Consider the following 22,966-nt stretch of genomic DNA (forward strand, 5'->3'; position numbering starts at 1 on the left):
AGCCGAGCGAGGCGGAACTGGAGCGGAGGCGGAAGCTGACCTAGGAACGGGAGGTCAGCTCACCATACGCTGCACCGGGGCGAACTTGCTGAGCCCCAGCCAGTCCTGCATGTTGCGGGCGAGAGCCGGGTCGCCTTCCACTTCGAGCCGGCCCACGGACGTCTCATGCCGCACCGTCGTCAGGCCCATCCAGATCGCCGTCATCGTGTGGAGCGAGCTTCGGATCACGAGGTCGAGATCATGCCCGGGATCGAAATTGCAGAGGTCGGCCTTGCCGTTCTCGATCACCAGCCACCATCGTTTCTGAGCTCCCGCAACTTCGGGATACAGAAACTGTATCGTGCAGCGGCGCGGCGGAAGGTGGCCGGTCCCCAGGTTTCGCTGCATATCCCACATCAGCAGGGACGGATCGAGGTTCTTCAGCGACAGGCGGGATTCTATCCAGCGCTGCGCCCAGGTTCCGAGCCCCATGATGACGGAACGCAGCTCCTCGCCGGAGGGGGACAGACGGTATTCCGTCATTCCCGCCGACGAACGGTCGACCGTGACGACACCGGCCTTCTCGAGTTCCTTCAGCCGCTTGGAGAGCAGGGCCGGCGACATTTTCGGCACGCCGCGCCGCAATTCGTTGAACCGTGTCGAGCCGCAGAGAAGCTCGCGGACGACGAGCGTGGTCCACCTGGAGCACAGGACTTCGGATGCCATCGAGACCGGACAGAACTGCCCGTAACCACCGCGCTCTTCCATGGTGCACCTTTGACGGAACACTTCCGAAGCCCAGCCCGCGCCCATCATAATCCAGCAGGCCGGTTCCGACAATCGGCAGCAGCCGCAACGATGCAGGCGGTACAGATCCTGAACTGGAGGACGATCGAAATCAGGCTCACACTCCGGCATTCTCAATTTCGAGAGGAGGAAAGGGAATGCAAAGCCTGGCAGAAACCGCGACGCAGCCGGAGGCGTTCGTCCGGAAACCCGATATCGTCGAGATCGCCAAAAGCCTGTCGATTGCCCTTGGAGAGCGCGCTGCGGCAGCGGACGAGCGCGACGAATTCGTGCGGGAAAATTATGCGCTCCTGAAGGAGGCGGGCCTCGTCGAGGCAGGCGTGCCGGTGGAACTGGGCGGGGGCGGCGCGGAGTTGCCCGAACTGGCGGAGATGCTTCGCATCCTTGCCCATGCCTGCGGTTCCACCGCGCTTGCCTTCGCCATGCATACCCATCAGGTGGCAATTCCCGCCTGGAGATGGCGCCACCAGAACGTGAGCGCAGTCGAGCCGCTGCTGAAACGCGTGGCGGCAGAACGGCTGGTGCTGCTTTCCAGCGGCGGCTCCGACTGGATCGGCGGCTCCGGCAAGGCGGAGAAGGTCGAAGGCGGCTACCGGATATCGGCCCGCAAGGCCTTCACCTCCGGCGCGGAGGCCGGGAACATCCTGATGACCGGCGCGATCCACGACGGGGCCGACGGCACCCGGTCGGTCATCCATTTCGGCGTGCCGATGGCAGCGCCCGAAGTCAGGATCGAGAACACCTGGCATACGCTCGGCATGAGGGGGACCGGCTCCAACGACGTGGTGCTCGACAACCTGTTCATTCCCGACGCGAACGTCGCCTTCTCGCGCAGGAGCGGCGAATGGCACCCGGTATTCCAGATCATCAGCACGCTGGCGTTTCCGCTGATCTATGCCGTCTACCTCGGCGTTGCCGAGAGCGCACGCGAGATCGCGATCACGACGGCGCGGAAGAAGCAGCCATCGGAGGATGCGACGAACATCGCCGGCCGCATGGATACCGCGCTTCGCGCCGCGCAGCTGGCGCACCGCTGGATGGTGGAGGTCGCCATGCGCAACAGCCCCTCCGCCGAGAGCGTCAACGAGGTGATGATCGGCCGCTCTCTCGTCGCGCGTCACGCCATCGAGGCGACGGAGCTTGCGATGGAGCTCGCCGGGGGTGCGTCCTTCTACCGGGCGAACGGCCTGGAGCGGCGCTTCCGCGACATCCAGGGAGCCCGCTTCCATCCGCTGCAGGCGGGTCCTCAAGCACGCTATGCCGGCGCGATGGCGCTCGGGCAGCCGGTGGCCAACATCTTCTAGGCGGTCACGCATCCGGGCCGCGCGAGCGCGGCCCTGGTCGCAGGAGGATCCGCGGGCCGCAAATGGCTCGCGGACCTTCCGTTCCACCGTCAGCCGGGGACCTTCTCCGACCCCTCACCCACCTTCCACGGCCAATCCACCACATAGTCTTCGAAATCCTCGACCGGGACGTCCGTCTCGCAGACCGTCTCGTGGCCGCGGGCTGAGATGCCGGCCTGGTGGACCGTCTCCGGATCGCCCGAGAGGAGCGGGTGCCACCAGTAGAGGTCGCGGCCCTCGCGCAGGAGGCGATAGCCGCAGGTGGGCGGGAGCCAGGCGATCTCGTCGACCGCCGCCGGGGTGAGCTGGATGCATTCCGGCACCGTCGCCTGCCGGTTGTCGTAATCGGTGCAGCGACAGGTATGGCCGTCCATCAGCCGGCAGCGGACGGAGGTGAAGACGACGTCGCCGGTATCCCAGTCCTCCAGCTTGTTGAGGCAGCAGAGGCCGCAGCCGTCGCAAAGGCTTTCCCATTCGCGCTGGTCCATCTCCTCCAGCGTCTTGGTTTTCCAGAAGGGCAGTTCGCTCATTCACAAATCCGTGCCGGGAACAAGAAGGCGATCCGCGGCTTTTGCCTGTTGCGATTCTGTCATCGCATTTCAACACTTCATCAGCTATTGCTGATTACCTATGCCTGCAGCTCTGGCCGCTCATGACGGCGGCGTCAAGCGACCGGCATGACGATCGGGGGACGCAAGGTGCAGGACGATCCGAAAACGAGCCAAAAGCAGCCGCGCAGGAAGCGCCACCTGCTGCTGCGCATCGACTCCTGGATCGATTCCACCGTCTGGAACCTCGGCTTCCGGCTCGGCGAAATCTGGGAAGAGATCACCATCTTTTCCCGCCGGTTCCGCGTCCGGGGCTGGAAGAAGGCCGTCTTCGAGCTTGCCGGCGAAGCCATGACGCTCGGCACCGCCGGCGCCGTCGTACTTCTCGCGCTTGCCATGCCCGCCTTCGAAGAAACCAAGGAAGATTGGCGCAATCGTGGCGATTTCGCCGTCACCTTCCTCGACCGCTACGGCAACACGATCGGCCATCGCGGCATCATCCACGAGGATTCCGTGCCGGTGGACGAGTTGCCGGACCACCTGATCAAGGCGGTGCTGGCGACGGAAGACCGGCGCTTCTTCGACCATTTCGGCATCGACTTCCTGGGGCTGGCGCGCGCCATGAACGAGAACGCCAAGGCCGGCGGCGTCGTCCAGGGCGGCTCGACACTCACCCAGCAGCTCGCCAAGAACCTCTTCCTTTCCAACGAGCGGTCGATCGAGCGCAAGATCAAGGAAGCCTTCCTGGCGCTGTGGCTGGAGGCCAATCTTTCGAAGAAGGAAATCCTCGCCTACTATCTCGACCGCGCCTACATGGGCGGCGGCACCTTCGGCGCGGCGGCGGCGGCGCAGTTCTATTTCGGCAAGAACATCACCGAGGTGAACCTCGCCGAGAGCGCGATGCTGGCGGGCCTCTTCAAGGCACCGGCGAAATACGCGCCGCACGTCAACCTGCCGGCGGCGCGCGCGCGTGCCAACGAGGTGCTGACCAATCTCGTGCAGGGCGGGCTGATGACCGAGGGACAGGTGATCGGCGCGAGGCGCAATCCCGCCACCGTCATCGACCGCGCCGAGGTCAAGGCGCCCGACTATTTCCTGGACTGGGCCTTCGACGAGGTGCAGCGGCTCGCCAAGGCCGGCAAGATCAGGGAGCGCTCCATGGTGGTGCGCACCACGATCGACATGGGCCTGCAGCAGGCTGCGGAAGCGGCGATGGAATCCAGCCTGCGCGAATACGGCGAGAGCTACCGCGCCAAGCAGGGCGCGCTGGTGATGATCGAGAACGGCGGCGCCGTGCGCGCCATGGTCGGCGGCCGAGACTACGGCGAAAGCCAGTTCAACCGCGCCAGCCGGGCGCTGCGGCAGCCGGGCTCCTCGTTCAAGCTCTACACCTATGCCGCCGCGATGGAGAAGGGGTTCACGCCGGAATCGGTCGTCTCGGACGCACCGGTCACATGGCGCGGCTGGTCGCCGCAGAACTACGGCCGCTCCTACAAGGGCAAGGTCACGCTGATGACGGCGATGTCGCAATCCTACAATACGGTGCCGGTGCGCCTGGCGAAGGACGAACTCGGCACCGAGCGGATCGCCCAGCTCGCCAAGGAGATGGGCGTCGAGACGCCGCTGCGGACGGACAAGACCATTCCGCTCGGCACCTCCGAGGTAACCGTGCTGGACCAGGCGACGGCCTATGCGGTAATGCCTGCCGGCGGGCTGCAGTCGCGCCGCCACGGCATCGCCCAGGTGATGGGCTATGGCGGCGAGGTGCTCTACGACGTCCAGCGCGACGAACCGCCGCCACGGCGCGTGCTCTCGGAGCAGGCGATGTCGTCGATGAACCGCATCCTCACCAACATCCCCTACAACGGCACCGCGCGGCGCGCGGCGATCGACGGCGTGCTCACCGGCGGCAAGACGGGAACGTCGCAGAGCTATCGCGACGCCTGGTTCGTCGGCTTTACCGGCAACTACACGACCGCCGTCTGGTTCGGCAATGACGACTACACGCCCATGAACAACATGACGGGCGGCTCGCTGCCGGCAATGACCTTCAAGAAGCTGATGGACTACGCCCACCAGGGCATCGAGCTGAAGCCGATCCCGGGCATCGAAAACCCCTTCCCCGAACGGGAAGAGAAAAAGGAACAGGTGGTCGCGGAGAAGCCCGAGGGCGAGGAGGCGCTGCCGCCGATGGTGCGGCCCCGCTCCCTGTCGGCGGCTTCCACCCGCGTTCTGCGCAAGATCGCCGACCAGTTGAAGACGGCCGCCCCGCTTGCACCCGCGACCGCCAAGGTGGCGGATGCGACGGTGACGGGATCGGTGGGGCTTGTTCCTGTCACCGCCCCTGAACCGGCACACTGAACGATGCGGTGCCTAGCGCTTGCCTTTCCTTCCGGGGGGAATCAGTGGTAACCCTCGAACGCAATCCTTGAGGGCAGCCTTTCCGTGTTTCGTGTCCCATTCCTCGTCGCCATAGCGCTGGCGATCGCCTTCGGAGGCGGCATCTGGTCGACGCTGTGGGCGCTCGAGGCCACCGCCGGTTTCGGAGCCATCCGGCTCGGCGCCTGGGAGGCGTTTCCCAATGCGCAGACGGCCGATGCCGATCCCTATGCGAAGTCGCACCGGGCAAGCGCCGGGGCGCTTCTCTATGCCAGCGCCGAGGGACTTCGATTTACGGCCAATGTCGACGATGCCGGAGCCGCACTCGATGCGGACTGCTCCTATCGCATTTCCGGCCATACGCCCCCGGCAAGGCTGTGGACGCTTCACACGGACCGGACGGCTGCCGCCCGCAAGGCGGAGCGCGACGGACTTCCGGTCGCAGTGAATTCACGCACCATCCTGCGCCGCGCCGACGGTACCTTCGACATCGTGGTGTCGCGCTTCGCCCAGCCGGGCAACTGGCTCTCGGTCAACGAGGACGGACGGTTCCGGCTGCGGCTGACGCTCCTCGATACCCCGGCCGCCGGCAGTTCGGGCCTGATCGACCTGTCGATGCCCTCCATCACGAACACCGGATGCCGCGATGCTTAAGGTGCTGTTCGCGGTCATCACCGGCCTCGTCGGCGCGGCGCTGCTTCATCTCGTGATCATCCTGGCGCTCCCCTATTTCAGCGAGAAGGACGCCTATACGCGGGTGCTGGCAGAAGGCGGGCGGCACGAATTCCACCTGCTTCCGGACCTGCGCGACCGGGCCGGACTGGTGCAGGAGGACCCTTTCATGGAACTGGCCGTCTGCGCCTACGACATCTCGCAGGGGCCGATCCGGATCTACGCGCAGGGCGACGTGCCGTTCTGGTCGCTCGGCATCTACGACGCGGCCTCCAACGAGGTCTTCAGCATCAACGACCGCACGGCCGCTGCCGGCATTCTCGACGTCGTGCTGGCGACGCCGGCGCAGCTCGCCCTCCTGCGCAAGGCCCTGCCGGAGTCCATCAACCAGGCGATCCTGGTGGAGACGCAAAGGGCGGACGGTTATGTCGTGCTGCGGACGATGGTGCCGCAGAAGAGCTTTTCGCCGGCGGCGGCCGCGTTTCTCTCGCAAGCCGTCTGCGCGCCGTTCGAATGGCGCTCGCACCAGCAATTCTGAAACCTTTACCAGGCCGCCAGCCGTGGCGGCGGTTCAGGTCTGGTTCTGCTCGAGGACCATTAACTGGTTCCGCTGCAGCGGAAGCTGCTCCAGCCGCTCGTAGCGTATGCCCGTGAACAGCAGCAGCTGCCCGGCCCCCTCGCCGGCCTTGCCGCCGATGCGTATCTCCGGACGCCGGCGCTGCCCTTCGCGCCATCTTTCCAGTATCACTATTTCTGCCATGCTCGTCTCCATGTAGTCCGAGACGGATGAACGACGGTTCGATCTCACCCTGCCCTTCAGCGGGCCGGCGCATCCCGCTGACCGGGCATCTGCGCCTTTCTCGTCGGTGCGGCCCCTGAAGGACACAGCGACAGTTCCTTGCAAACCGGCCCCGCCGGACCGGCCGGCGGAAAACCGACGCCGGGTCGGCTTCCGCTGCTCCGGAACCTGCCCGAAGCAGGACCCATTCAGCCGGCCGCCGGTAAACTATTCGTTAATGCTAATAAAGTGTGAGCGGCAAATCCGGCGCTGTATCCCTTCAAAAACGCACAGCGTTGCAAAATGTTCACACCCAGCGGCCCTGTGGCGGCGAAAGAGATCCTGTCCCGGGTCAGCACATCTTCACCGCGCATTAACCGTGGCGGGTTACCGTCCTGTTACCATGACGGACAGCCAGGCCGGGACGAGGGCACCACTCGGCGGCGGGCCGTCATCCGTGCCGGATGCCGCAACGGCGTCACCGGAGTTTGCTGCCGCGACTGTTTGTATTGCGTTTTGTGAGTGTGGCCGTGACGGACCAGTTTCGAGATCTTGAAAGGCCCTCGGCCATGCGCAGGAAGGATGTGGTTCTGATGGCCACGGTGACCAGCTTCGAGGCCCTGCCGCATCCCTCGCGCTCGGAACTGAGGCAGTTCGCCGAACTCTTCGGCCCCCTTTTCGCCGCCTCCAGCGAGGAGGCGCGCCGGCAGGCGGTGGCGGCGCTCTCCCAGTGCCGCACGGTTCCGACGACCGTCGCCTTCTTCATCGCCAGCCAGCCGATCGCGGTCGCGGCTCCCTTCCTCGCCTCCTCGCCCTGCCTCGACGACGAAACGCTGATTGCGGTCGCCCGCACGCAAGGGGCCGCCCATGCGCGCGCCATCGTGCGCCGCGAAAACCTTTCGCCCCGCGTGATCGATGCGCTGGTGAGCCTGCGGCAGGACCGGCCGGCGCCGCAGGCCGCCGACAGGACGGAGATCGCGGAGACGCCCGCCTCCCCCTCGGCCGCCGCGGCCCAGGAGGCGGAGCGACGCTGGCGCGAGGAAGAATTGCGCCAGCGCATCAAGACGCTCGCCAACCATGTGCACCGCACCGAAGACGACCGCCTCGGCCTGAGGACCGTGAGCCCCGTCCAGGAGGCGCTGCTGATCCGTTTCGCCCGCAGTCGCGACGGCGGGATGTTCGCGACCACGCTCGCCGACTGCCTTTCGGCAAGCCGGTGGCTGGCCGAGCGTATCGTGCTCGACATTTCCGGCCGGCAACTGGCCACCACCCTCAAGGCACTCGGCATGGACAAGGCCGACGGGGTCTACGTGCTGCAGCGCTTCTATCCGCATCTGGGCGAGGAGACCAGCGGCCTCACCCGCGGTGCGATGCTGTGGAACGGGCTCGATGCCGACCAGTGCGGACGCCGGGTCGAGGCCTGGCGGCGGGCGGACAGCCACACCGCTACCCGCGAGAGCGAATTCGCCGTACAGGCAGAGGAGGCTGTGGCGGCATCTTCGGAAACCGTGCGGCCCTTGCGTTCGGCAACGCCGCTGCGCCGCCGCGGCTGACGCGGTCAGCCGGGATCGACGACGGCGAACAGCCCCTCGATCCCGTCCGTCTCCAGTTCGATCACCCACAGGTCGCCGTCGAACCGCCTTTCGCGCGCCAGGAGCTCCGTCGCCACGTCCGGGGCCACCCGCTCGAGGCGCTTCTCGAACCGCCGCTCGGTCGCCTTCTGCTCGTCTTCGAAAAAATTCTGCGGCGCCGGCGCGTAGACCGTTTCCGTGCCGTCGCGCAAGCGCTGGCGGATGAAGACGGCGCCCGCCTCCTCCGCCCCCTTCTCTTCGACGGCCGCGAAGCCCCCTGCGGAGAAGACCCGCCGCATGAGGGCTGAAACGAAGATGTCGGAGCGGATGCGCATTGGGGGCCTTCCCTTCAGCGTCGGCGCGCAGAGGCGTCAGAGGGCGCCGATGGACTTCAGCTTCTTCAGCACCATCTCGTTCGGCTCGCCGGTCTCGGGAAGACGGTAGTGCTTCTCGAAGCGCCGGATCGCCGCCTTCGTCTGCGCGCCGGCCACTCCGTCCACGGTGACGTCGGTATAGGCGATGTTCGACAGGCCGCGCTGGATCTGGATCACCAGATCGCTGGAGACGGGAATGCGGGAAGCGACTTCGCCGGCCGGGACGGGCCGTGCGGATGCGCCCGGTGCAGACCCGGCGGCCTTTTCAGAGGCGCGGATCGCTGCGGCGACGGGATCCTCGACCGCGGCGCTGACGTCCTCGCGCGGGCGCATGGCGGGAACGGCGACCACCTGCGGCGCGACGGGCTCGGCGGAGGCGAGCTCGCCCTCTGCCGAGGCCGCAGGCCTTGCCTGCAGTGCGGCAAGCAGTTCGGGCGAAGCTCCGCCCGTCCGCGGCAGGCCTTCGGCCTCCTGGAAGAAGAGGATCGCGGCTTCCGTCTGCGGCCCCATCACGCCGTCGTCCGTGCCCTGGTAGAGCCCGCGGCGCATCAGCTGCCGCTGGACCTCCGCGACCAGCTCGCGCTGCGGTGCGATGGCCGGCTGGCCATCCGACGGCATGGCGGCCGGCGCCGGCTGCTCTTCGGTGGCCGGCTGCTCGCGCTCGATCCTGAAGGTGGTCACTTCCTGCGGCGGAACGGGCCGTGCAGGGCGGTAGCCGGCAATGCCGTTCGGATCCTGCGGATCGCGCGTCGCCAGGAAGGGAGACGGATGGTTGCCCGGCTGGTACCAGAGGGCATTGGCGGCGACGAAGCCGAAGACGATCGTGAAGGTCGAAACGCCGACGACGATGCGCGGATGGCGCGCCGCCGTCCGCCCCGCCGCCGAGAAGAGCCGGGACAGGACGCCTATCTCCTGGACCTGTTTCTTCCTGCTAGGCGATTTTCGCTTGCGCGGCGTCGTCATTCTCTCTGTCCTGTACGTCCTTCATGGTCGACCGTGCGGCAGCCGGCAGGCGCGGCGGGAACTCTACGGGCGAAGCCTCGCCGTCCTCTCCCTGCGCTGCGATGCCGCTGCCGTCGGCGGGAAGCGTCACGGTGACCACCGTGCCCTCTCCCGCGCTGCTGCTGATATGCAGCCGGCCGCCGTGCAATGCAACCAGTCCCTTCACCAGCGACAGGCCCAGCCCCGTCCCCTCGAACCCGCGCGTGTAGTCGTCCTGCACCTGCATGAAGGGCTGGCCGAGGAATTCGAGCTTGTCGGCCGGGATGCCGATGCCGGTATCGCTGACCGTCAGAACCAGGTCCGAGCCCGACCTTACCGCGTCGATCGTCACGATGCCGCCGGCTTCGGTGAACTTCACCGCATTGCCGGCAAGGTTGATGAGGATCTGCTTGACCGCGCGCCGGTCGGCCACCACCTCGCCCAGGCCCTTGGCCGTGCGGGCGGTCAGCGTGACGCCCTTGCCCCGCGCCTGCAGGTCGAGCATCGCGCGGCAGGCCTCCACCACCTCATCGACCGCGAAGGGTTCGGCAATGAGCTGGTAGCGTCCCGCCTCGATCTTGCTCATGTCGAGCATGGTGTTGACGAGCGACAGGAGATGGGCGCCGGACTGGCGGATGAGGCCGATATATTCCTTCTGCCGATCCGTCTCGAGGCGGCCGAAATATTCGCCGGCGAGCACGTCGGAGAAGCCGAGGATGGCGTTGAGCGGCGTGCGCAATTCGTGGCTGACGGCGGCGAGGAAGCGCGACTTCGCCTCGTGCGCCGAGCGGGCCTCCGAGACCCGGTCCGTCGCCTCCCGGCGCAGGGCTTCCTCGGCGGAAACGTCGCGCATCTGGGCAAACACGGCTTCCAGTTCGCCGTCGACGCCGCGCATGGCGGTCATCTCCAGCCCCAGATGCAGGAACTGCCGTCCCTGCGAAGCGCTGTAGACACCCTGGACCCGCACCGCCGCCGAGGCGGCGTCGGCACCCTGCCGCAGCGTGTCGAGCGCATGGACGAGCGCGATGCGGTCGGACACATGGACCAGTTCGGCAAGGCGCTGGCCGCAGGCGTCCTGCAGCGCGGCCGGGAAGCTTGCGCGGTCGCGGCCGCCGCACCGGGTGACGACGCCGCGGGGGTCCAGGAGCAGCGACAGGCCGGGGCATGCGTCGAAGACGAGGCTGTCGGCGGAGATGCCGGGCGGGCGCGCAATGGGCCGGCGCGTCATCGAGGACATCACCGCAACGACGGACAGGAAGAGAGCGGCGGCACCGGTGGCACCGACGGGAAGGGCAAGCGAGAGCGGCAGCACCGGGCTGAGAGCCACCGGCGTGGCCGCCGCCGCCGCAAGCGCGCCGATGGAAAGGACACGCAGGCGCACGACATCGCGGGCACGGTTCTCCTCCGGCTGCCCGAGGCCTTCCAGCCAGCGGGCGGCGGCCCGATCGATCTCGGCGACCGCCTTTCCAGCCATGTTCCTGATGGTGCGCACGCAATACCCTGACGCTTGAAATTACCCTCCGACAATACGGCCGGGCGGCTTAAGGAAAGGATAAAAGTCGGCTGCGCCGCCAGCCCCGAACAGGCCCATTTCCCAATTCGGGACGCTTTCGGCTAGGCTTCTCCGCTTGTGGTTAACAAGGCGTAAGCTCCGGAATTACTTCAATTTTCCCAATGGCGTTAACGATTGCGGCAGAGCCATGCCCCACAAACCTCGGCCACCCGCGGGGCGGCGCCACAATCATGCTTAACAGCGGATGCTAAGATTTGAGGTGAATGCCTGCGGCCGCCGTCCGAAAACGGGAAAGATCGCATTTTAGATAAATTCGCCGAAAAAGCCGGCGGTCTTGTCAAAGGGAGATTCGCTTCCCCAGTTTAGGGTCACCTCCAAGACCGGGAGAGACCCGGCGGCCGACCGGGCATTCATGGGTGGGTGGACAGGGATATGTGGTTTCTGATCAAGGGCAGTGTGTGGTTTGCACTCGTACTCGTGGTGCTTTCCTATTTCAGCAGCCGGCCGGTTGCCGAAACCGAAGCGGCGTCGCAGTTCCAGGTGCAGGACGCGGTGGGCGCCGCCGCCCAGGCCTATCAATATCTCAGCGCCATCTGCGTCGAGAAGCCGGATGTCTGCATCAAGGGTGCGGAGACGGTGTCGGCGCTGGGCCAGCGCGCCAAGGAAGGCGCCCGGGTGGCCTTCGAACTGCTCGACCAGCAATTCGCCGACGAGGCGCCGGCCATCGCAGAGCTTGCCGATCCGCAGCCCATGCCGGAAAAGCCGCAAGCCGCCGACGACATCTCCACCGGCACGATCCCGGCGGAGGCCGTTCCGCTTCCGCAGAAGCGGCCGGCCCATCCCTGAGCTTCGAAAGCCCGCATTTCATCTCTTGCACCAGGCTCGTATCCCGGTGCCGGACTGCCTGCCCAGTCTCCAGCCCTCCTGCTGAGCCGCGAGGTTTCCCGCCTCGCGGTCTTTTTTCTGTTCACGCGGGCGCCGATCCTTCCTATATGCAGGCAAGACAGCATGGAGCACCCGATGGCGACGCTCGAACAGATCATCGACGACTTTGCCTTCCTCGACGAGTGGGAGGACCGCTACCGCTACGTCATCGAACTGGGAAAGGCGCTGCCGGAGCTGCCGGAGGACAAGCGCACGGCCCAGAACAAGGTGCAGGGCTGCGCCAGCCAGGTCTGGCTCGTCAGCCATCAGGACGGCGGCAGCCCGGATCCGGTGCTGACCTTCGAAGGCGATTCGGACGCCCATATCGTGCGCGGCCTCGTTGCCATCGTGCTCGCCGTCTATTCCGGCAAGCATGCCTCCGAGATCGCGAAGACCGATGCGATCGAGATCTTCGACCGGATCGGCCTGGTGGAGCACCTGTCCTCCCAGAGGGCCAACGGGCTGCGCTCCATGGTGAAGCGCATCCGCGAGGAGGCGCGCCTGACGGCGGCTGCCTAGGCGCAGGGCCTGCGGCTCTCTTCCGTCTCCCTTCCAGGCTTGCGCCCTTCGATCCCGCGCTCCATCCACCCTGCCGGCCACCTTCCCCCACTCGGGGAATGAGGGTCAGGATGAGGCAGACGTCATACGCAGCAGGCGGACGGTCACATGTCCGTCACAGCATCGGCCGGTAGCCCTCCGCACCCCAGCGATGGGCGCTGCGCAGGTTGTCACGCGGCGGCGGGGCATAGTGGCGGGCGAGCGCCAGAAGGGCCGTCCGCAGCATCAGCTTGGCCGAGCGGGGCGGCCATTGGCGCTCCCGCTCCACCGTCTCCAGCCCCTTTTCGAAGCAGCAGACATCGATCGCGACTCCGGCAAGCTCCGGCCCCATGGCTTCGACGGCGCGGGAGAAACGGTCGCGCGCCGCAAGCGCGCTGTCGGCGATCTCGGCCTGGCCGCCAGACTGGCCCTTGCCGCGGCCGGCAAGCCGCGGCTCCCAGGACGCGGTGATCCTCGGGCGGAGCTGCCCGCGGGTGAAATCCGACAGGAGACGCTCGCCGGCATCCAAGGCCTCGGCCGGAAGATAGGATCCGCCGGCGCGGTCCTTCAGGCGGGCGAGCAGGGAGAGCGGCGATTCGGCAAGATTGCGGCGGACTGTCTGCCGGTGTCCCCCGACTTCCACCACCGCATCCATGTCGAGCCGGTGCTGGGCGGGAAAGGCCTCCTCATCGGCAACCAATGAACGCCGCAGGAAAGCGGCGGCCGCATCCGTCGCCGAAAGGCGGCGACCATTGCGGCGCACGAGGCCGCGCGCTTCCGCCTGCCGCACCAGCACGGCCGGACAGGGATGACCTTCTTCGCCGATCAGCAGCCGGCCGTCTGCGGCAATTTCCACGCAGCACTCGCCCCGGAGAAGACGGCGCAGCAGCCGGCTCACGTCCCGCTTCTCTCCCTTCGTCCACTCAACCGGCATGGGCTTCCACCTCCATCGTGCCGAAGACGGCGACGACGATGCGCTCCACCGCCGAGACGAAGTCGTCGAAAAGGGGATCGTCACGACGGTCTTCCACCACGTGGCAGGCATGGCGGACGGTGGTGCGGTCGCGGCCGAAGGCGTCGCCGACATCGCTCTGCGAGATCCTCAGCGCCACATGGCAGACATACATGGCGATCTGCCGGACATGGCAGGCGAGCCGCCTGCGGTCGCGGCGGACGAGGACGCGGTCGCCGAACAGGAGCACCATCTCGCCAACGACCTGGCGGACGATGCGGCAGACGGTCTTGAGCGGGATGGCCTGGGTGCGGTGCGGAGGCCAGCGGACCTCCATCGGCGGCAGGGGCGGTCCGGGCGGAGCAGGCGGGAAATCTCTTTCAGGGGACATGACAACTCCTTTGATAGGAATTTATTCATACACCCTAGGGGAAGAACGGGGATGTTGGAAGAGCGCTTTGCGCTGGTCACTGTGAATATCGGAATGAAATCAGTGTGCAGAGCATGACCGAATATGATTTTATTCCTCACTTCGTCCCCATCCACCCCTTAAAACAAAAGGGCCGGAAGCGATCGCTTGCCGGCCCTTCGGAATTGGGGACAGGAGATGTTACTTGCTGCGCTTGCGGCGCTGGCCGAGACCCATCTGCTTTGCGAGACGCGAGCGGGCTTCGGCATAGGCCGGAGCGACCATCGGGTAATCGGCCGGAAGACCCCACTTCTCGCGGTATTCCTCGGGCGTCATGTTGTAGTGGGTCATCAGGTGACGCTTCAGCGACTTGAACTTCTGGCCGTCTTCCAGACAGATCAGGTAGTCTTCCTCGATCGACTTCTTGATCGGCACCGGCGGCTTCGGCTTCTCGGCGACGGTCGCGCTGGGGGCCGGGGAAGACGTGGTGCTGAGTGCGTTGTGCACGTCGGAAATCAGGTGAGCCAGTTCGCCCACCGGGACCACATGGTTGCTTACATAGGCGGCGACGATATCCGCCGTCAGTTCAACCAGCAGATCCTGTCCCTTGGCCATTGCCACTTCTGTCATTGCATGTCTCCTGTCTTTTTATCGTTCTGGGCGGCGCCCGTCTGAACCGCGCCAGTTATTCCAAGTCTCTGCAGCGTGAGCGGGGTTTTCGAAGCCGCCCTGCCTCAAGCGCGTCGGACAGGACAAGGAAGAAATCCCGGCCGCCGCGTCGCTGTTCAGGCAGAGCGTCTATGGTGAATTCCCATCCACCATGAGTTCGCAATCAAGCGCAAACTCTTCTTTGGTGGGCATCGCACTCAATGCTTTCCGTTAGCACCAACAAAGTGGAAATTCAAAGGCTGAAATGTAGGCCAAGTCATGAAAATCACATTATCGGCCACAGGATACCGCAAAAACGGCAGAAGCGCTCGCGATAGACATGCATTAGTTCAACTATACAACCATTTCTCAACTATAATTGACCTTCTTCTCTCCTCATCTCGTCCTGCACCGAGAGACTGGAGAGCGGATAGCCCGAATCATGGGCTGCCTTGGCGAGAAGATGCGCGGAGACCGGCGCAGTGAGGACGAAGAAGAAAAACCCAGCAAGCGAGCGGGCGAGGATGGCAAGATCGGCCGCGTGGACGCCGACCGCGATCAGCATCAGCGCCGAGCCGATCGTGCCGGCCTTCGAGGCGGCATGCATGCGGGCGTAAAGGTCGGGGAAGCGGTTGAGGCCGACCGCCGCCGCAAGGGCGAAGACGGCGCCGACGAGGATCAGCACGGCGGTGACCAGCGCGAGCAGGATGTCCATCAGGGGGTCTCCTTGGGTACCGCCGGCTTGCGCGGCGCCTTCGGTTTCACCGGCTTGGCCGCGGGCACGGCCGCAGTAACTTCCCCAAGGGCTTCTATGGGGGCTTCCCTGGGGGCTTCGGCGGGGGCCGATTTCTTCGCGGCCTTCGTCCTGGCGCCTTGGGCCTTGGCGCCTTCGGCCTTGATGCTTTTGGCCTTGGCGCTCTTGGCCTTGGCGATCTTGACCTTGGCGGCGCTCGCCTTGGTCGCCTCGGACTTGCTCAGCACAGGCTTCGGCGCCACCTCCTTCGGGGCCCCGGCCGGTGCAGCGGCGCCAACGGCATTGCCCTTGTGGGCGGGCTTTGCGGCGGGCTCCTCCGGAAGCGGTTCGGGCGGCGCGCCGTCCTCCCCTCCCCGGCGCTTGCGCGACAGGATGAAGCGGGCGAAGGCAACGGTCGCGAGGAAGCCGACGAGGCCCAGCGAGATGGCGATGTCGATATAGAGCGTGAAGCCCGTGCGGATGGCGATCAGCGCGATGAAGCCCATGACGATGCCCACCAGCATGTCGAGAGCGATCACCCGATCGGGCAGCGTCGGCCCCTTGATGACGCGCCAGGCGGTGAGCAGGAAGGAGATCCCGAGGACGAAGAGGCCGATATGGACGGCAAACTGGGTGATGGACTGGGCCGTCATCAGCGGAAGGTCTCCAGGATCTTGCGTTCGAAGCCGTCGGCGATGTCGCGTCGGGCTCCATCGGGATCGGAGCAATCGATCGCGTGGACATAGAGCGTCTTGCGGTCATCCGAGACGTCCACGGAGAGCGTGCCCGGCGTCAGGGTGATGAGGTTGGCAAGGAGGGTGATCTCGAAGTCGCGGGTGACCGTGAGGGGGAAGGCGAAGATGCCGGGCTTCAGGTCGAGCCGCGGGCTGAACACCATGACCGCCACCTTGTAGGCGGACAAGGCCAATTCCTTGAGGAAAAGGACAAGCAGGGAGAGGCCCGAACGGACGCGCCTCCAATAGTCCTGTTCGGCCATTTCGCCGCGGACGATCCAGAGCGCGGCCATCGACAGGAAGAAGCCGAAGGCCAGGTTGAGGACCGTTGCACTGCCGGTGACCGCCACCCAAAGGAAGGCGAAGATGACATTGAGGATGTAGATCGTCATTCAGCACCTCCCGTCGGGAAAACCGACTGGATATAGGCCGTGGGATCCGCAAGGCTGGCGGCAGCGCCCTGCGACAGGCTTACCGGAATTTCCGGGAACAGGCCGAAGAAGAAGAGCAGGGCTACAAGGCCGGCGAGCGGGGCCGTGCGCTGCCAGGCCTCAGGCGAGGACGGCGCAGCCACTGCCATTTCCGCAGGGCGCGGGCGCCAGAAGGCAAGCAGGAAGACCCGTCCGAGCGCGATCGTCAGCAGGAAGGCCGAGATCAGGATGGCGGCCGAGAGCCACCACGCGCCGATGTCGAGGGCGGCCTTCAAGAGCACGATCTTCGGCCACAGGCCCGAGAACGGCGGCAAGCCGGCTGTCGCCAAGAAGATGACGAAGGCAGCCGCCGTGATCCAGGGCGCCTGCCGATAGATGCCACCGAGGGTCTGCAGCGACCAAGACCCGCCGATGCGTGCTGCTTCGCCGACCAGCAAATAGAGCGCCGTCATGGCGATGATCGAATGCAATGCGTAGAGGATCGCGCCGCCGACGCCGGCCGTGCCACCGATCGCGACCCCTGCCATGACGTTGCCGATACCGGCGATGACCGCAAAGCCTGCCATCCGGCGCAGGTCGTTCTGGCCCAGCGCGCCAAGCGCTCCGACCACCATGGTGAGCGCCGCCGATACTGCGATGACGAAACTGAGTTCTTCCCGCTGCAGTGGGAACAGCATGACCATGACCCGCATCAGCGCATAGACACCGACCTTGGTCAGCAAACCGCCAAACAAGGCTGCGACGACGACGCGCGGCGTATGATAGGAGGCAGGGAGCCAGAAGTTGACGGGGAAAGCCGCTGCCTTCATGGCGAAGGCCAGGATGAAGAGCGCGCTCAGCGTGACCAGGGGCGCGGTGCCCGAATGCGCGTCGGCCTGGCGCGCGATGTCAGCCATGTTGAGCGTGCCGAAGATGGCATAGAGGTAGCCGACCGAGATCAGGAAGAGCGTGGTCGCCATCAGGTTGAGGATCGCGTATTTCAGCGCACCGTCGATCTGCTGGCGTTCGGATCCGAGGATCAGGAGGCCGAAGGACGAGATCAGCAGTATCTCGAACCAGACATAGAGGTTAAAGATATCGCCGGTCAGGAAGGCGCCGGTCACGCCGGCCATCAGCATCATCAGGAGCGGGAAAAAACCGTAGCGACGGCCGGTCGAATCGATGTCCCGCAGTGCATAGATGCCGGCTGCGAGTGCAACCAGGGCCGAGACGAGCGCCATCAGCGCGCCGAGAAGATCGGCCGTGAAGGAGATGCCAAAGGGCGGCAGCCATCGCCCGGCGGTCATGGTGAAAGGCCCGTGCTGCGCCACCCGCCAGAGCAGCATCGCATCCAGCAGCACCAGGGCCACCAGACCAGGAATGGCAATCCAGCCATGCAGGTGCAGCCTGTGGCGCACCATCACCAGGATGGCGCCGAGACCGATCATCAGGCCCATGGGCGCAATCACCAGCCAGTCGGCAAGCGGTGTCGGCGCCATGACCAGCGCGGCGGAGAGATCTATCGGGGCAGTCGTCGGGGCAGCCATCGCGTCAGCCTATCCTGTCAGTAACCGAGCGGCGGGAGCGGCTCGTTCTTCGGTTCGGCAAGCCGCATCTCGTCGGTATTGTCGGTGCCAAGCTCCTGATAGCCGCGATAGGTGAGGACGAGCAGGAAGCAGAAGAAGGAAAAGGAAATTACGATGGCCGTCAGGATGAGCGCCTGCGGCAGCGGGTTGGCCGTCGTCATCGGCAGGATGTCGGAGCCGGGCAGGATGATCGGCGGTATCTCGCGAGTGATCCGGCCGGCAGTGAAGAGCAGAAGGTTCACCGCATTGCCGAAGATGGCGATGCCGAGCAGGATGCGCACGCTGTACTTGGACTGCATGAGGTAGATGGCGACGGAGAAGAAGACGCCGATCAGAACGGAAAACAGCGTCTCCATCAGTCGCTCTCCCTTTCCTCGAGCGCCAGCGCGATCGACGCAATGGCGCCCACGACCACGAAGTAGACCCCGACATCGAAGGAGATCACGGTCGCCAGCGGAACCTCCACACCGAACAGGCTCGGGTAGATCCAGAGGCCGGTCATGAAGGGAACGTTGACGAAGACCGACAAGAAGCCGGAGACCGTCGCCAGGAGGAGACCGAAGCCTGCCAGCGCCATCGGGTGGAAATAGATGGCCCGCCGCACGGCCGCGACGCCATAGGCGATGCCGTAGATGGCGAGCGCGGAGGCCGCGATCAGCCCGCCGATGAAGCCGCCGCCGGGCTCGTTGTGGCCGCGCAGCAGAACGAAGACGGAGAAGACCAGCATCAGCGCGGTAATCGGCGGTGCGACCGTGCGCAGGATGATCGTGTTCATGGACGTTCCCCCTCCCCTGCAACCTCGGCTTTTGCAGCCGTCGTGTCCGGAAGCGGGTTACGCAGGCGCACGCGGATGAGCGCCAGCACCGCAAGCCCGGTGATCATGACGACCGAGATTTCGCCCAGCGTGTCGGTGCCCCGGAAGTCAACGATGATGACGTTCACGACATTGGCGCCATGGGCGATGATCTTGGAATAGGCGTTGAAGAACTCTGTCAGCGCGGTGTTGAACGGCAATTGCGTCGTCTTGATCAGTAGCATGGTGAAGCCGAGTCCGCAGGCGACGGCGATAACGGTATCGATGATCATCTGGCGGCGCGGACGATGGTCACGCGGCGACAGCCTGAGCCGCGTCATCACGAGAGCCAGTATGACGACCGACAAGGTCTCCACCATGAACTGGGTAAAGGACAGATCAGCCGCACCGAAGAGCAGGAAGATGACGGCGACCGCAAAGCCCTGGATACCGAGCGAGACGATCGCGGTCAGGCGGTCGCTGGCGCGCAGCACGGCAAACAGCCCGACCGCTGCCAAAAGGAAGAAGGCCCATTCATGGAACAGCACGTCGCTCGGCCATGCTGGCACGTCCGGAAGCTCGTCATAGACGATTGCCGGGATGAGGAGCGCCGATGCGACCAGGATGAAACTGACGGTTATGTAGACCTCCAGCCTCCCAGGCTGAACCACCCGCGTAACCGCAACCGACATGCGAACAAGGCCGGAGACGAAGTGGTCGAAGCCGCGGTCGGGGCCGCTGCCGATCGCGTCCAGCAGGTGCCGCATCATCGCACGGGCACGATCGAGTTGCAGATAGACGAAGACGCCGAAAGCGACGGTGACGATCGAGAGCAGCAGCGGCATGCCGATATGCGGGACCGTCGTGATCTCCACCACCGTCGGCTCGCCGGCGACGGCGCTTGCCATGGGCGTGGAGACGAAGCGGTGGGTGACGCCGGACAGGATGCCGGCGAAGAGCCCGAGCGCCGCCAGCAGGGCCGGGCCGAGCCACATCAGGAGCGGCCCCTCATGGGCGTGCCTGGGCGTTTCCACACGGGGACCGAGGAAGGGCTTCAGGGCGACCGCGAAGCCGATCACGAACATCAGGCCGTTGCCGACGATCCCCACCAGCGTGAAGACGATCGAGCGCAGGGCGCCGTGGGCGAGCGCGTAGTAGATCTCCTCCTTGGCGAGGAAGCCGAGGAAGAGCGGCAGGCCGCCCATGGAGAGGGCCGCCAGCACGGCGGCGGCAAAGGTGATCGGCATGTCGCCCCGCAGGCCGCCCAGCTTCGTCACGTCGCGCGTTCCGGCTTCGTGGTCAACAAGGCCCGCGACCATGAAGAGCGCGCCCTTGAAGAGGGAGTGCGCGACGAGATAGAGCACCGCCGCCTCCACCGCATGGGGCGCGCCGAAGCCGGTCAGCATGACGAGCAGGCCGAGCGAGGCCATGGTCGTATAGGCGAGCATCAGCTTGAGGTCCGTCTGGCGGATGGCAAGAGCCGTTCCGGCGATCAGGGTGATGCCGCCGAAGAAGGGCAAGAGGATCTCCCAGGCGGCCGTTTCGCCCATGACGGGGTTCAGCCGCATCAGGAGATAGACGCCCGCCTTCACCATGGTGGCCGAGTGCAGGTAGGCGGAGACCGGCGTCGGCGCTTCCATGGCATTCGGCAGCCAGAAGTGGAACGGGAACTGCGCGGACTTGGTGAAGGCGCCGCCGAGCAGGAGCAGCAAGGCGGCCAGATAGAACGGGCTGTCGCGCAGCGTATCGTCCACATGGACGAGCAGCGAGAGCTGGGTGACACCCGTCATGTTCCACAGGAAGATCAGGCCGGCGAGCAGCGAAAGGCCGCCGATGCCCGTCACCACCAGGGCCTGCAGCGCTGCGCGGCGCGCCGCCTCCCGCTCGTGGTCGAAGCCGATCAGCAGGAAGGAGGTAAGCGAGGTGAGCTCCCAGTAGACGAAGAGCATCAGGAAGCTGTCCGACACGACGAGGCCGAGCATCGCACCCATGAAGAGCAGGATGAAAGAGAGGAAGCGTCCCTGCTGCGGATGGCCCTTCATGTAGCCGCCCGAATAGAGCACGATCAGCGTGCCGATGCCGGTGATCAGCAGCGCGAAGGTCAGCGACAGGCCGTCCAGGAACCAGGAGAAGGAGAGGTTGAGGCTCGGTACCCAGGCATAACCGCCGGTGACGACGCCGCCGTCGGCGATCTGCGGCAAGAAGGTGAGGAAATGGATGAAGGCGAAGAGCGGCGCGAGCGCCAGGACCCAGGACGCTCCATGCCCCACCCTGCCAATCGCCATCGGTGCGAAAATGGCGGCCAGGAATGGCAGCATAAGACAAAAGAACGTCAATGCCGTCGGGTCGGCCATTTCGTCTCCCGTTTATTGTGCGGATCGCCCCCCAGCGGACGTAAGCCCTACCCCCTTAGGACAAAGAATCCCCTGCCTCAAGCCATTAACGGCAAACCCACAAATAGTTGAGGCTTTTCGCGAGGCTGTGTGCACCCTATCTTTAGGCGAAGAAAGGTTCTCCCATGACAGACACCACTACCCCCCGCATCCAGAAGAGCGATGCCGAATGGCGCGAGCAACTGACGCCGGAACAGTACCGGATCCTGCGCGAGCACGGAACGGAGCGCGCCTTCACCGGCCCCTACTGGGACAGCACCGAAAAGGGCCTCTACCGCTGTGCCGCCTGTGAGGAACCGCTGTTCGTGTCCGATACCAAGTTCGATGCCGGATGCGGGTGGCCGAGCTATTTCGAGCCCGTGAAACCGGATGCCGTGACCGAGCACCGCGACATCTCTCATGGCATGGTGCGCACGGAAGTGCGCTGCGCCAACTGCGGCGGGCATCTCGGCCACGTCTTTCCGGACGGGCCGCCGCCGACCGGGCTGCGTTACTGCATCAACGGCCATTCCATGGTTTTCGAGCCGCTGGAATAGATCCCGGTTCCCGGCACCAGCGGAGAGCGGGCGCTCATGGACGCTGGCACGCCAATCCGGCCGTCAACCCTGCGCTTCCTGCCAATGCGGATAGGTGACGTAGGCCGTGACCGCACCCTGTTCGTGGGAGCGGATGGTCACCTTCTCGCCCTGGGGCATGTATACGATCTCGCCCGGGCCGGCGGTTACCGTCACCCTGCTCGTCGAGACGGTCAGCCGCCCCTCCAGGACCACCATGGTGTCGTGAACGGCCAGCAATTCGTCGATGCTCTGGTCGGGCCCATAGCGGCCGAAGCCGATCGTGACCGGACCACCGTGGCGTTGGTCGATGACGTTCCCGGCAAAGACCTCTGCGTCCTGCCCGGGAGACCGTTCGAAAACGGCGTCGGTTATCCGAAACTTCCTTACCTGCATGCGCATCTCCTCCTGCCGGCTGCACCAGGCTGGCTGAACGCCTGAAGGAAGATGCGGTTTCCGAAGCGGCAGAAATGCCTCCCGGAGGGAACTTCCCGTCGGCCTTCCTGTTTGTCGGCCAGTGGTACCGCCGCCGTACGGGGGACATCGTGAACGCTGCCGATTCAATACGCCTTCCTGCCGCCGCTTCTTCATCATCCTTCCGATGGTCGGGCCTCGCCCTGGGCTTTGCCTTCGGCGGCTTCTTCGACGGCATACTCCTGCACCAGGTACTGCAGTGGCACCACCTTCTGAGCGGCCTCGATGGGGCCGCCGGCGATATCCGCCTCCTCATCCTGACGGACGGCCTCTTTCACGTCCTCATGTATGTCGTGGCAGGGGTCGGGCTGTGGCTGCTGTGGCAGGGACGCGGGCAGTTCGCCACTCCGGCTTCGGATCGCCTGTTGCTAGGGAACGTCCTCATCGGCTTCGGCGCCTGGCACATCCTCGACGCCGTCCTGTCCCACTGGCTGCTCGGCATCCACCGGATCCGGATGGACACGGACAATCCCCTGTTCTGGGACCTCCTCTGGCTGGCGGTGTTCGGCATCGTTCCGTTGCTGGCCGGCCTCGTGCTGCACCGGAAGGGAGGCACCGGAGGCCGCCGATCCACCCTCCGGTCCCATACGGCGCTGGTGATCGCCATCGTCCTTGCCGGCTCCCTGTCCGCTCTGCCGCCCCCTTCCAGCGATACGACCCTGGTGGTCTTCCGCCCCGGAACCTCGCCTGCGCAGGCCATGGCGGGGCTCGCAGCTTTGAACGGGCGGCTGATGTGGTCCGACAGCAGCGGGGCCGTCTGGGCCGTGGAAATTCCCGAAGGCACCGATCCCGGCGCATTCTACCGCCATGGCGCACTACTCGTCAGCAACTCGCTGCTGCCGGCCGGCTGCCTCGACTGGACGAGAGCGTGAAG

At 65.6% G+C, this 22,966-nt stretch carries 25 protein-coding genes and 1 pseudogene; 9 read left to right on the top strand and 17 right to left on the bottom strand.

The genetic code is table 11. The features are described from left to right. Positions 1-54 precede the first annotated feature (54 nt). Entirely contained in the window at positions 55-747 is a 693-nt protein-coding gene (locus tag RTCK_RS03785) for a winged helix-turn-helix transcriptional regulator (protein ID WP_142591726.1), read from the bottom strand. A gap of 176 nt (positions 748-923) precedes the next feature. On the opposite strand from RTCK_RS03785, the gene RTCK_RS03790 reads away from it, so the two are divergent. Then, positions 924-2,090 carry an acyl-CoA dehydrogenase family protein gene (locus RTCK_RS03790; RefSeq protein ID WP_142591727.1) on the top strand — a complete coding sequence of 389 codons (1,167 nt, stop codon included), beginning with the start codon at positions 924-926 and terminating at the stop codon, positions 2,088-2,090. 89 nt (positions 2,091-2,179) lie between these two features. Here the strand turns inward: RTCK_RS03790 and RTCK_RS03795 are convergent, their stop codons facing one another. Beyond that, on the bottom strand, positions 2,180-2,659 hold the full coding sequence (locus RTCK_RS03795; protein ID WP_142521371.1) for a YcgN family cysteine cluster protein: 480 nt from the start codon (positions 2,657-2,659) through the stop codon (positions 2,180-2,182). Positions 2,660-2,806: 147 nt separating this feature from the next. Here RTCK_RS03795 and RTCK_RS03800 point away from each other — a divergent pair, with 147 nt between their 5' ends. From RTCK_RS03800 to RTCK_RS03810, 3 genes are all read left to right on the top strand, one after another. After that, complete coding sequence (locus RTCK_RS03800; protein WP_142591729.1) at positions 2,807-5,038, top strand: transglycosylase domain-containing protein; 2,232 nt, start codon at positions 2,807-2,809, stop codon at positions 5,036-5,038. Positions 5,039-5,122: 84 nt separating this feature from the next. Further along, the gene (locus tag RTCK_RS03805; RefSeq protein WP_142521373.1) at positions 5,123-5,710 is read left to right on the top strand and encodes a DUF1214 domain-containing protein; all 588 of its coding nucleotides are present in this window, start codon (positions 5,123-5,125) and stop codon (positions 5,708-5,710) included. Continuing rightward, positions 5,703-6,266, top strand: a complete 564-nt coding sequence (locus tag RTCK_RS03810; RefSeq protein ID WP_142591731.1) for a DUF1254 domain-containing protein — start codon at positions 5,703-5,705, stop codon at positions 6,264-6,266. The genes RTCK_RS03805 and RTCK_RS03810 overlap by 8 nt, the downstream gene beginning before the upstream one ends. Positions 6,267-6,299: 33 nt before the next feature. Here RTCK_RS03810 and RTCK_RS03815 read toward each other — a convergent pair whose 3' ends face one another. Beyond that, positions 6,300-6,488 carry a hypothetical protein gene (locus RTCK_RS03815; protein ID WP_235988536.1) on the bottom strand — a complete coding sequence of 63 codons (189 nt, stop codon included), beginning with the start codon at positions 6,486-6,488 and terminating at the stop codon, positions 6,300-6,302. Between the two features lie 548 nt (positions 6,489-7,036). Between RTCK_RS03815 and RTCK_RS03820 the strand changes: the two genes are divergently transcribed. Then, positions 7,037-8,059, top strand: coding sequence for a DUF2336 domain-containing protein (locus RTCK_RS03820; RefSeq protein ID WP_185927897.1), 1,023 nt, complete (start codon positions 7,037-7,039; stop codon positions 8,057-8,059). A 5-nt stretch (positions 8,060-8,064) separates the two neighbouring features. Here RTCK_RS03820 and RTCK_RS03825 read toward each other — a convergent pair whose 3' ends face one another. From RTCK_RS03825 to RTCK_RS03835, 3 genes are read right to left on the bottom strand one after another with little or no spacing between them, the layout of a single operon-like run. After that, positions 8,065-8,412 (bottom strand): DUF1491 family protein, encoded by a 348-nt coding sequence (locus RTCK_RS03825; RefSeq protein WP_142521375.1) that lies wholly within the window; start codon positions 8,410-8,412, stop codon positions 8,065-8,067. A 36-nt stretch (positions 8,413-8,448) separates the two neighbouring features. Beyond that, complete coding sequence (locus RTCK_RS03830) at positions 8,449-9,414, bottom strand: peptidoglycan-binding domain-containing protein (protein WP_142591735.1); 966 nt, start codon at positions 9,412-9,414, stop codon at positions 8,449-8,451. Beyond that, entirely contained in the window at positions 9,383-10,906 is a 1,524-nt protein-coding gene (locus RTCK_RS03835) for a sensor histidine kinase (RefSeq protein WP_142591901.1), read from the bottom strand. Before RTCK_RS03835 ends, RTCK_RS03830 begins: the two co-directional genes overlap by 32 nt. Before the next feature lie 471 nt (positions 10,907-11,377). Between RTCK_RS03835 and RTCK_RS03840 the strand changes: the two genes are divergently transcribed. After that, positions 11,378-11,791: a DUF5330 domain-containing protein gene (locus tag RTCK_RS03840; protein ID WP_142591737.1), complete on the top strand. Its 414-nt coding sequence runs from the start codon at positions 11,378-11,380 to the stop codon at positions 11,789-11,791. 174 nt (positions 11,792-11,965) lie between these two features. Continuing rightward, entirely contained in the window at positions 11,966-12,388 is a 423-nt protein-coding gene (locus RTCK_RS03845; protein WP_142591739.1) for a SufE family protein, read from the top strand. Positions 12,389-12,542: 154 nt separating this feature from the next. On the opposite strand, the gene RTCK_RS03850 is transcribed toward RTCK_RS03845, so the two are convergent. From RTCK_RS03850 to RTCK_RS03895, 10 genes and pseudogenes are all read right to left on the bottom strand, one after another. Next, positions 12,543-13,340, bottom strand: a complete 798-nt coding sequence (locus tag RTCK_RS03850; protein WP_142591741.1) for a DUF6456 domain-containing protein — start codon at positions 13,338-13,340, stop codon at positions 12,543-12,545. Continuing rightward, a complete protein-coding gene (locus RTCK_RS03855) occupies positions 13,330-13,749 on the bottom strand; it encodes a helix-turn-helix domain-containing protein (protein ID WP_142591743.1) in 420 nt (139 codons plus the stop codon). Before RTCK_RS03855 ends, RTCK_RS03850 begins: the two co-directional genes overlap by 11 nt. 219 nt (positions 13,750-13,968) lie before the next feature. Further along, positions 13,969-14,397 carry a MucR family transcriptional regulator gene (locus RTCK_RS03860; protein WP_142521381.1) on the bottom strand — a complete coding sequence of 143 codons (429 nt, stop codon included), beginning with the start codon at positions 14,395-14,397 and terminating at the stop codon, positions 13,969-13,971. A gap of 391 nt (positions 14,398-14,788) precedes the next feature. Then, entirely contained in the window at positions 14,789-15,130 is a 342-nt protein-coding gene (gene mnhG, locus RTCK_RS03865) for a monovalent cation/H(+) antiporter subunit G (RefSeq protein WP_142521382.1), read from the bottom strand. A 401-nt stretch (positions 15,131-15,531) separates the two neighbouring features. Continuing rightward, positions 15,532-15,801, bottom strand: a pseudogene (locus tag RTCK_RS03870) (cation:proton antiporter); the annotation flags it as partial. Beyond that, complete coding sequence (locus RTCK_RS03875; protein ID WP_142521383.1) at positions 15,801-16,274, bottom strand: Na+/H+ antiporter subunit E; 474 nt, start codon at positions 16,272-16,274, stop codon at positions 15,801-15,803. The gene RTCK_RS03875 and the pseudogene RTCK_RS03870, both read right to left, overlap by 1 nt. Continuing rightward, positions 16,271-17,839, bottom strand: coding sequence for a Na+/H+ antiporter subunit D (locus RTCK_RS03880; RefSeq protein WP_142591745.1), 1,569 nt, complete (start codon positions 17,837-17,839; stop codon positions 16,271-16,273). The genes RTCK_RS03875 and RTCK_RS03880 overlap by 4 nt, the downstream gene beginning before the upstream one ends. Positions 17,840-17,856: 17 nt before the next feature. After that, complete coding sequence (locus RTCK_RS03885; protein WP_142591747.1) at positions 17,857-18,234, bottom strand: Na+/H+ antiporter subunit C; 378 nt, start codon at positions 18,232-18,234, stop codon at positions 17,857-17,859. Further along, positions 18,234-18,653, bottom strand: coding sequence for a Na(+)/H(+) antiporter subunit B (locus RTCK_RS03890; protein ID WP_142591749.1), 420 nt, complete (start codon positions 18,651-18,653; stop codon positions 18,234-18,236). The genes RTCK_RS03885 and RTCK_RS03890 overlap by 1 nt, the downstream gene beginning before the upstream one ends. Then, positions 18,650-21,025, bottom strand: coding sequence for a putative monovalent cation/H+ antiporter subunit A (locus RTCK_RS03895; RefSeq protein WP_142591751.1), 2,376 nt, complete (start codon positions 21,023-21,025; stop codon positions 18,650-18,652). Before RTCK_RS03895 ends, RTCK_RS03890 begins: the two co-directional genes overlap by 4 nt. Before the next feature lie 164 nt (positions 21,026-21,189). On the opposite strand from RTCK_RS03895, the gene msrB reads away from it, so the two are divergent. Then, on the top strand, positions 21,190-21,600 hold the full coding sequence (msrB, locus tag RTCK_RS03900; protein ID WP_142591753.1) for a peptide-methionine (R)-S-oxide reductase MsrB: 411 nt from the start codon (positions 21,190-21,192) through the stop codon (positions 21,598-21,600). A 63-nt stretch (positions 21,601-21,663) separates the two neighbouring features. On the opposite strand, the gene RTCK_RS03905 is transcribed toward msrB, so the two are convergent. After that, positions 21,664-22,014 carry an ethanolamine utilization protein gene (locus tag RTCK_RS03905; RefSeq protein WP_142521389.1) on the bottom strand — a complete coding sequence of 117 codons (351 nt, stop codon included), beginning with the start codon at positions 22,012-22,014 and terminating at the stop codon, positions 21,664-21,666. A gap of 74 nt (positions 22,015-22,088) precedes the next feature. Between RTCK_RS03905 and RTCK_RS03910 the strand changes: the two genes are divergently transcribed. Further along, positions 22,089-22,964, top strand: coding sequence for a DUF2243 domain-containing protein (locus RTCK_RS03910; RefSeq protein ID WP_142591754.1), 876 nt, complete (start codon positions 22,089-22,091; stop codon positions 22,962-22,964). Positions 22,965-22,966: the final 2 nt, after the last annotated feature.

It is taken from the genome of Pseudorhizobium endolithicum (assembly GCF_902153245.2).
Lineage (GTDB): Bacteria > Pseudomonadota > Alphaproteobacteria > Rhizobiales > Rhizobiaceae > Neorhizobium > Neorhizobium endolithicum.

Excerpts from the sequence above, each read along its gene's own strand:
- RTCK_RS03910 (WP_142591754.1), top strand. The coding sequence starts at position 22,089 with ATGCCTCCCGGAGGGAACTTCCCGTCGGCCTTCCTGTTTGTCGGCCAG.
- RTCK_RS03790 (WP_142591727.1), top strand. The coding sequence starts at position 924 with ATGCAAAGCCTGGCAGAAACCGCGACGCAGCCGGAGGCGTTCGTCCGG.
- RTCK_RS03890 (WP_142591749.1), bottom strand. The coding sequence starts at position 18,653 with ATGAACACGATCATCCTGCGCACGGTCGCACCGCCGATTACCGCGCTG.
- RTCK_RS03855 (WP_142591743.1), bottom strand. The coding sequence starts at position 13,749 with ATGTCCCCTGAAAGAGATTTCCCGCCTGCTCCGCCCGGACCGCCCCTG.
- RTCK_RS03795 (WP_142521371.1), bottom strand. The coding sequence starts at position 2,659 with ATGAGCGAACTGCCCTTCTGGAAAACCAAGACGCTGGAGGAGATGGAC.
- RTCK_RS03875 (WP_142521383.1), bottom strand. The coding sequence starts at position 16,274 with ATGACGATCTACATCCTCAATGTCATCTTCGCCTTCCTTTGGGTGGCG.
- RTCK_RS03815 (WP_235988536.1), bottom strand. The coding sequence starts at position 6,488 with ATGGCAGAAATAGTGATACTGGAAAGATGGCGCGAAGGGCAGCGCCGG.
- RTCK_RS03845 (WP_142591739.1), top strand. The coding sequence starts at position 11,966 with ATGGCGACGCTCGAACAGATCATCGACGACTTTGCCTTCCTCGACGAG.
- RTCK_RS03830 (WP_142591735.1), bottom strand. The coding sequence starts at position 9,414 with ATGACGACGCCGCGCAAGCGAAAATCGCCTAGCAGGAAGAAACAGGTC.
- RTCK_RS03880 (WP_142591745.1), bottom strand. The coding sequence starts at position 17,839 with ATGGCTGCCCCGACGACTGCCCCGATAGATCTCTCCGCCGCGCTGGTC.
- RTCK_RS03885 (WP_142591747.1), bottom strand. The coding sequence starts at position 18,234 with ATGGAGACGCTGTTTTCCGTTCTGATCGGCGTCTTCTTCTCCGTCGCC.
- RTCK_RS03810 (WP_142591731.1), top strand. The coding sequence starts at position 5,703 with ATGCTTAAGGTGCTGTTCGCGGTCATCACCGGCCTCGTCGGCGCGGCG.
- RTCK_RS03850 (WP_142591741.1), bottom strand. The coding sequence starts at position 13,340 with ATGCCGGTTGAGTGGACGAAGGGAGAGAAGCGGGACGTGAGCCGGCTG.
- RTCK_RS03835 (WP_142591901.1), bottom strand. The coding sequence starts at position 10,906 with ATGGCTGGAAAGGCGGTCGCCGAGATCGATCGGGCCGCCGCCCGCTGG.
- mnhG (WP_142521382.1), bottom strand. The coding sequence starts at position 15,130 with ATGGACATCCTGCTCGCGCTGGTCACCGCCGTGCTGATCCTCGTCGGC.
- RTCK_RS03825 (WP_142521375.1), bottom strand. The coding sequence starts at position 8,412 with ATGCGCATCCGCTCCGACATCTTCGTTTCAGCCCTCATGCGGCGGGTC.
- RTCK_RS03785 (WP_142591726.1), bottom strand. The coding sequence starts at position 747 with ATGGAAGAGCGCGGTGGTTACGGGCAGTTCTGTCCGGTCTCGATGGCA.
- RTCK_RS03905 (WP_142521389.1), bottom strand. The coding sequence starts at position 22,014 with ATGCAGGTAAGGAAGTTTCGGATAACCGACGCCGTTTTCGAACGGTCT.
- RTCK_RS03840 (WP_142591737.1), top strand. The coding sequence starts at position 11,378 with ATGTGGTTTCTGATCAAGGGCAGTGTGTGGTTTGCACTCGTACTCGTG.
- RTCK_RS03800 (WP_142591729.1), top strand. The coding sequence starts at position 2,807 with ATGACGATCGGGGGACGCAAGGTGCAGGACGATCCGAAAACGAGCCAA.
- RTCK_RS03860 (WP_142521381.1), bottom strand. The coding sequence starts at position 14,397 with ATGACAGAAGTGGCAATGGCCAAGGGACAGGATCTGCTGGTTGAACTG.
- RTCK_RS03895 (WP_142591751.1), bottom strand. The coding sequence starts at position 21,025 with ATGGCCGACCCGACGGCATTGACGTTCTTTTGTCTTATGCTGCCATTC.
- msrB (WP_142591753.1), top strand. The coding sequence starts at position 21,190 with ATGACAGACACCACTACCCCCCGCATCCAGAAGAGCGATGCCGAATGG.